The sequence below is a fragment of the Streptomyces sp. NBC_01232 genome (assembly GCF_035989885.1).
Taxonomy (GTDB): domain Bacteria; phylum Actinomycetota; class Actinomycetes; order Streptomycetales; family Streptomycetaceae; genus Streptomyces.
In genome coordinates this window covers 4007501-4012500 of record NZ_CP108518.1, presented here as the reverse complement: position 1 = coordinate 4012500, position 5000 = coordinate 4007501, and the positions used below count along the sequence as shown (strand labels likewise).

Here is a 5000-nt window from a genome sequence, read left to right as displayed (position 1 = left end):
CTAAGGGTTCCTGGGTCAAGCTGATCTGCCCAGGGTAAGTCGGGACCTAAGGCGAGGCCGACAGGCGTAGTCGATGGACAACCGGTTGATATTCCGGTACCCGCTTTGAAACGCCCAATATCGAATCCTCTAATGCTAAAGCCGTGAAGCCGTTCCGGACCCTTCGGGGAAAGGAAAGTGGTGGAGCCGCTGACCCAAGGTGGTAGTAGGTAAGCGATGGGGTGACGCAGGAAGGTAGTCCAGCCCGGGCGGTGGTAGTCCCGGGGTAAGGGTGTAGGCCGAGGGGTAGGCAAATCCGTCCCTCATTAAGGCTGAGACCTGATGCCGAGCCGATTGTGGTGAAGTGGATGATCCTATGCTGTCGAGAAAAGCCTCTAGCGAGTTTCATGGCGGCCCGTACCCTAAACCGACTCAGGTGGTCAGGTAGAGAATACCGAGGCGTTCGGGTGAACTATGGTTAAGGAACTCGGCAAAATGCCCCCGTAACTTCGGGAGAAGGGGGGCCATCACTGGTGATCGGACTTGCTCCGTGAGCTGGGGGTGGCCGCAGAGACCAGCGAGAAGCGACTGTTTACTAAAAACACAGGTCCGTGCGAAGCCGTAAGGCGATGTATACGGACTGACGCCTGCCCGGTGCTGGAACGTTAAGGGGACCGGTTAGTGACCTTTCGGGGTTGCGAAGCTGAGAACTTAAGCGCCAGTAAACGGCGGTGGTAACTATAACCATCCTAAGGTAGCGAAATTCCTTGTCGGGTAAGTTCCGACCTGCACGAATGGCGTAACGACTTCTCGACTGTCTCAACCATAGGCCCGGTGAAATTGCACTACGAGTAAAGATGCTCGTTTCGCGCAGCAGGACGGAAAGACCCCGGGACCTTTACTACAGTTTGATATTGGTGTTCGGTTCGGCTTGTGTAGGATAGGTGGGAGACTTTGAAGCAGCCACGCCAGTGGTTGTGGAGTCGCCGTTGAAATACCACTCTGGTCGTGCTGGATGTCTAACCTCGGTCCGTGATCCGGATCAGGGACAGTGTCTGATGGGTAGTTTAACTGGGGCGGTTGCCTCCCAAAGGGTAACGGAGGCGCCCAAAGGTTCCCTCAGCCTGGTTGGCAATCAGGTGTTGAGTGTAAGTGCACAAGGGAGCTTGACTGTGAGACCGACGGGTCGAGCAGGGACGAAAGTCGGGACTAGTGATCCGGCGGTGGCTTGTGGAAGCGCCGTCGCTCAACGGATAAAAGGTACCCCGGGGATAACAGGCTGATCTTCCCCAAGAGTCCATATCGACGGGATGGTTTGGCACCTCGATGTCGGCTCGTCGCATCCTGGGGCTGGAGTCGGTCCCAAGGGTTGGGCTGTTCGCCCATTAAAGCGGTACGCGAGCTGGGTTTAGAACGTCGTGAGACAGTTCGGTCCCTATCCGCTGTGCGCGTAGGAATATTGAGAAGGGCTGTCCCTAGTACGAGAGGACCGGGACGGACGAACCTCTGGTGTGCCAGTTGTCCTGCCAAGGGCATGGCTGGTTGGCTACGTTCGGGAGGGATAACCGCTGAAAGCATCTAAGCGGGAAGCCTGCTTCAAGATGAGTATTCCCACCTCCTTGAGAGGGTAAGGCTCCCAGTAGACGACTGGGTTGATAGGCCAGATGTGGAAGCCCGGTAACGGGTGAAGCTGACTGGTACTAATAGGCCGAGGGCTTGTCCTCAGTTGCTCGCGTCCACTGTGTTAGTTCTGAAATAACGAACAGCTGTGAAAACACCAGCGTTCAAATTTCATAGTGTTTCGGTGGTCATAGCGTTAGGGAAACGCCCGGTTTACATTCCGAACCCGGAAGCTAAGCCTTTCAGCGCCGATGGTACTGCAGGGGGGACCCTGTGGGAGAGTAGGACGCCGCCGAACAATCATTGTGGGAAAGCCCCGCACCTTATGGTGCGGGGCTTTTCTGCGTTCAGGGGCAGTTTCTGCTGATGTGGGCGCGCAGCAGGTCCACCGCGAGGTGGTGACCGTAGACGGTCGCCTGCTCCATGGGCGTGCGACCGTTCGGAGCCTCGAGCCGAGGGTCGGCACCGAAAGCCAGCAGGACCGCGGTGGTGTGGACGGTCAGGGGTTCGCCGGTCTGCAGGGCGCCATCGCCTTCGGTGTCGATCGCGTGCGTCAGCAACGTCATGTTGCCGAAGACCTCATCGGGATCGGCACCTTCGGCCAGCAGCCGGGCCAAGGTCTCGGCGTCCTCGTGTTCCACAGCCTGATGAGCAGGCGACCAGTAGTCACTCATCACGCCATCCAACAGCCGAGCCGGTACCAGCTGACAGTGATTACCGGCGCAGGCCCGTGTCGAGGGCGTAGTAGAGGGTGTCCAGGCGGCTGCGGCCAGGACTTCGGGCCGGCATCCGGCGCAGCAGTTCACGAACGGCCGGCGGGGCGTGTTCGATCGCCCAGCGGATCTCCTCGTCCCCGACGTCGGTGTCACCGCCGGCGGCGAGTTCATGGGCGAGTGCTTCGTACACGGCGGGCCCCAGTACGTGCTTCGACTGGTGCGGGGTGGCCAGCGGGTGGATGTACGGGGTCGCTGCTGCATGGCACGCGGCGCGGGCAGCAGCCGTGGCCGCCTGGTCGTCGACGTCGCGTGCGGCTGCTTGGGCCGCCCAGGCGAGGGAACGCAATTTCGCCGTCCGCTTCCCCTCGTCCACGTACGCCCGGATGCCCTCGATCGCTTCACGGGGCCGGGTGTCGGAGGGAGCCTTCGCCTCGAAGAGAGGGAGGGCGCGCTGGACGCAATCGGCGGCCCAGAGCCCGAGCAGCCGACGGTCTTCCTCGGTGATCGTCACTTCATCCATGCGCCCATCATGCGCGGTTGCGATGCACGGGCGGCGTACGGAGCTTCGAGGAGCCATGGTCGACCCGTGCATCCGAACTCCCATTGTGCTGGGTTTCGTTGAGTGCCGCTGGGCCGGGTCGATGGTGCCGGGCCCGGAGGCGGAAGGCTGGTCGCGCCTGCACGGTTGCCGTCCGCGCCCGCCTGCGGCGCCGGCTGTGGGGGAGAAGCACGGGCGAACCGATGCATAGGCAAGGCGATGCAACGTACGAGGTGGCCAGCAGCACTCGGTTGTCCAGCGGCAGGCCTTTCGGGCCGGATTCGGCCCACGCCTTGCAGTCGTTCCTGTTGCCGGACACCGGTCGGCCGACGGCCACGACGAGGCGGGTGTCGGCGTCGATGACGAACTGGTGGTGGGTTGAGTACCGATGGTTCTTCGACTGCTCGGCCACCGAGTGATCGCGAGTGGGAGCGAGGGTTCCGCCCACGAGGCGAGGCCGGGGCTGCAGTGCCAGAAGTGGACCGAGGTGGTCGGTGATCCGACCGCCGGCCGGCTTGGAGATGTCGAAAAGCAGAGTACGTTGGCGCATCGTCATGTTCGTGCGCCAGTACGTCGTGACCTGCAGTGTCCTGTCTGCCAGCGGCAGGCTCCAGGGTCTGCCCCGGCGGGCGCTAGTCGCCGCAGATATTCGCGGCTGGGGCCGTAGCCGTAAGCCTTGTCTGCCGCCGGCTGTCGGGCTTCTTGCGGGGTCTTCCCGGCCCGATCCGGGGGATGCGGATCTTCTCCAACACCGGTGGGAGTTGTGCAGTCGTCTCGCTGGCCTGCGTGACGATCGGGTCTGGTGTTCTGCCTCTCAAGCCCCTTTCGAAGCGGACGTCGGTGCCGGGGCTGGTGGAGTCCACCGAGATGTCCCAGTCGGTCTCACCGGCCGCGTCGGCCGTGGCTTGCACCTGCTGGAGCGGCCGTTCCCCGGTGCCCTCGGCCGACCACAGGTGGTGGTGTTCGTCGACGGTCTTCCACGGTCCGAAACGTTTGGGCAGGTCGCGCCACTGAACCCCGGTTCGCACCGGGTGCAGAGCCCCCTCGATCACCTGGCGTGATCCCACCACCTGCCACAACGCCCGCTGCTGACCGGCAGGAACAGCCGGAGCCGTTTCCACTCGGCATCACCCGGTCGGCACGACACCTTCGGGCCGGCCACCCTCTGGCCTGGAGAGGAGAACCCGGCGAGTTGGCGGGTCGATCTCCGTGACGATGACGGCGATCTTCTCTCCGACCTCGAAGTCTTCCACCGGACTCACCGCAGGGCGGCCGTGGACTTCTCTGAAGGGGACCAGCCCGGCAATCCCGTCCCCGAGGTCGACGAAGGTGCCGAAGGGAAGCACCTTCACAACCGTGCCGCGGAGTTCCTGGCCCACCACTGTGCGGTCGGCGAAAGCCTGGAGTGGGTCGGGCTCCAGTGCCTTCAAGGACAGTCTGGCTTCCGCGTTGTAGGTGTCGAACTGGAGGAACTCGCACGACACACGCCGGCCCACCTGAACGACGTCGGTGGGAGCGTCGATGTGCCGCCAGGACAGTTCGGGGATGACAATGAACCCGACACCGGGGAACAGCGGATGGGCAGGCCCGTCGTCCAAGGCCACGAAGACCCCGAACCGCTCGATCGCCGCGACGGTCCCGGACAGGATGTCGCCGCGCTGCAGGGACTCCAGGAACGCCCAGAGTTCCGGGCTCTCGGACTGCCAATCCATACCGCCACCCTGGCACACGACATCGTGGGACGACTGTGCCCTCGACGAGCCGAAGCCCCCGCCATGTCTGAGCAGCCGGGACCATGATCAGCCGGACAAAGTTCTGGGGACCACGTGCGCGCATTCACGTCGCAGCACCGGTCATTCGACTGCGGGTCGGGGGATCAGCGGTCTTCCCATTGGGCGCGGGCCAGCTCCGAGTTCGTCCGGACCAGGGCCCAGTGATCCTCAATCATGAACAGGGAGTACCGGCCCGTTGCGTCCAGGGCGTCGAAGACCCGGTGGGCCCAGGCGTCCGAGTCCGGTTGATTGGCAGTGACCCGCGCCGGGTGGGAGCGGTCCGGTTCGTCCAGGTCCGGCGGCACCGCGACCCAGACGCTCAGCCAGCGCTGGTAGTCCCTCCAGGCGAAGGATGGGGACTGCCCACCGGCGTTG

At 63.4% G+C, this 5000-nt stretch carries 5 protein-coding genes, 2 rRNA genes and 1 pseudogene (2 of these 8 running past the window's edge); 2 read left to right on the top strand and 6 right to left on the bottom strand.

Going from position 1 to position 5000, the window contains the following annotated elements:
* Together OG444_RS18480 and rrf are read left to right on the top strand one after the other, a co-directional pair.
* A 23S ribosomal RNA gene (locus tag OG444_RS18480) occupies positions 1-1703 on the top strand; it begins 1420 nt to the left of the window's first position.
* Between the two features lie 76 nt (positions 1704-1779).
* Positions 1780-1897, top strand: a 5S ribosomal RNA gene (rrf, locus tag OG444_RS18475).
* A 49-nt stretch (positions 1898-1946) separates the two neighbouring features.
* Here rrf and OG444_RS18470 read toward each other — a convergent pair.
* The 6 genes and pseudogenes from OG444_RS18470 to OG444_RS18445 form a co-directional block, all read right to left on the bottom strand.
* Complete coding sequence (locus tag OG444_RS18470; RefSeq protein ID WP_327263221.1) at positions 1947-2273, bottom strand: ankyrin repeat domain-containing protein; 327 nt, start codon at positions 2271-2273, stop codon at positions 1947-1949.
* Positions 2274-2313: 40 nt separating this feature from the next.
* Complete coding sequence (locus tag OG444_RS18465) at positions 2314-2835, bottom strand: putative immunity protein (RefSeq protein WP_327263220.1); 522 nt, start codon at positions 2833-2835, stop codon at positions 2314-2316.
* Between the two features lie 184 nt (positions 2836-3019).
* Positions 3020-3505 (bottom strand): annotated as a pseudogene (locus tag OG444_RS18460) (transposase family protein); the annotation flags it as partial.
* Positions 3486-3920, bottom strand: coding sequence for a transposase (locus OG444_RS40780; RefSeq protein ID WP_442810762.1), 435 nt, complete (start codon positions 3918-3920; stop codon positions 3486-3488). The gene OG444_RS40780 and the pseudogene OG444_RS18460, both read right to left, overlap by 20 nt.
* Positions 3921-3980: 60 nt before the next feature.
* Entirely contained in the window at positions 3981-4565 is a 585-nt protein-coding gene (locus OG444_RS18450; RefSeq protein ID WP_327263219.1) for a S1 RNA-binding domain-containing protein, read from the bottom strand.
* A gap of 164 nt (positions 4566-4729) precedes the next feature.
* Positions 4730-5000, bottom strand: the 3' portion of a protein-coding gene (locus OG444_RS18445) for a hypothetical protein (RefSeq protein WP_327263218.1). It continues 113 nt past the right edge of the window; only the last 271 of its 384 coding nucleotides appear in the window; its start codon lies off the right edge, out of view; it ends in the stop codon at positions 4730-4732.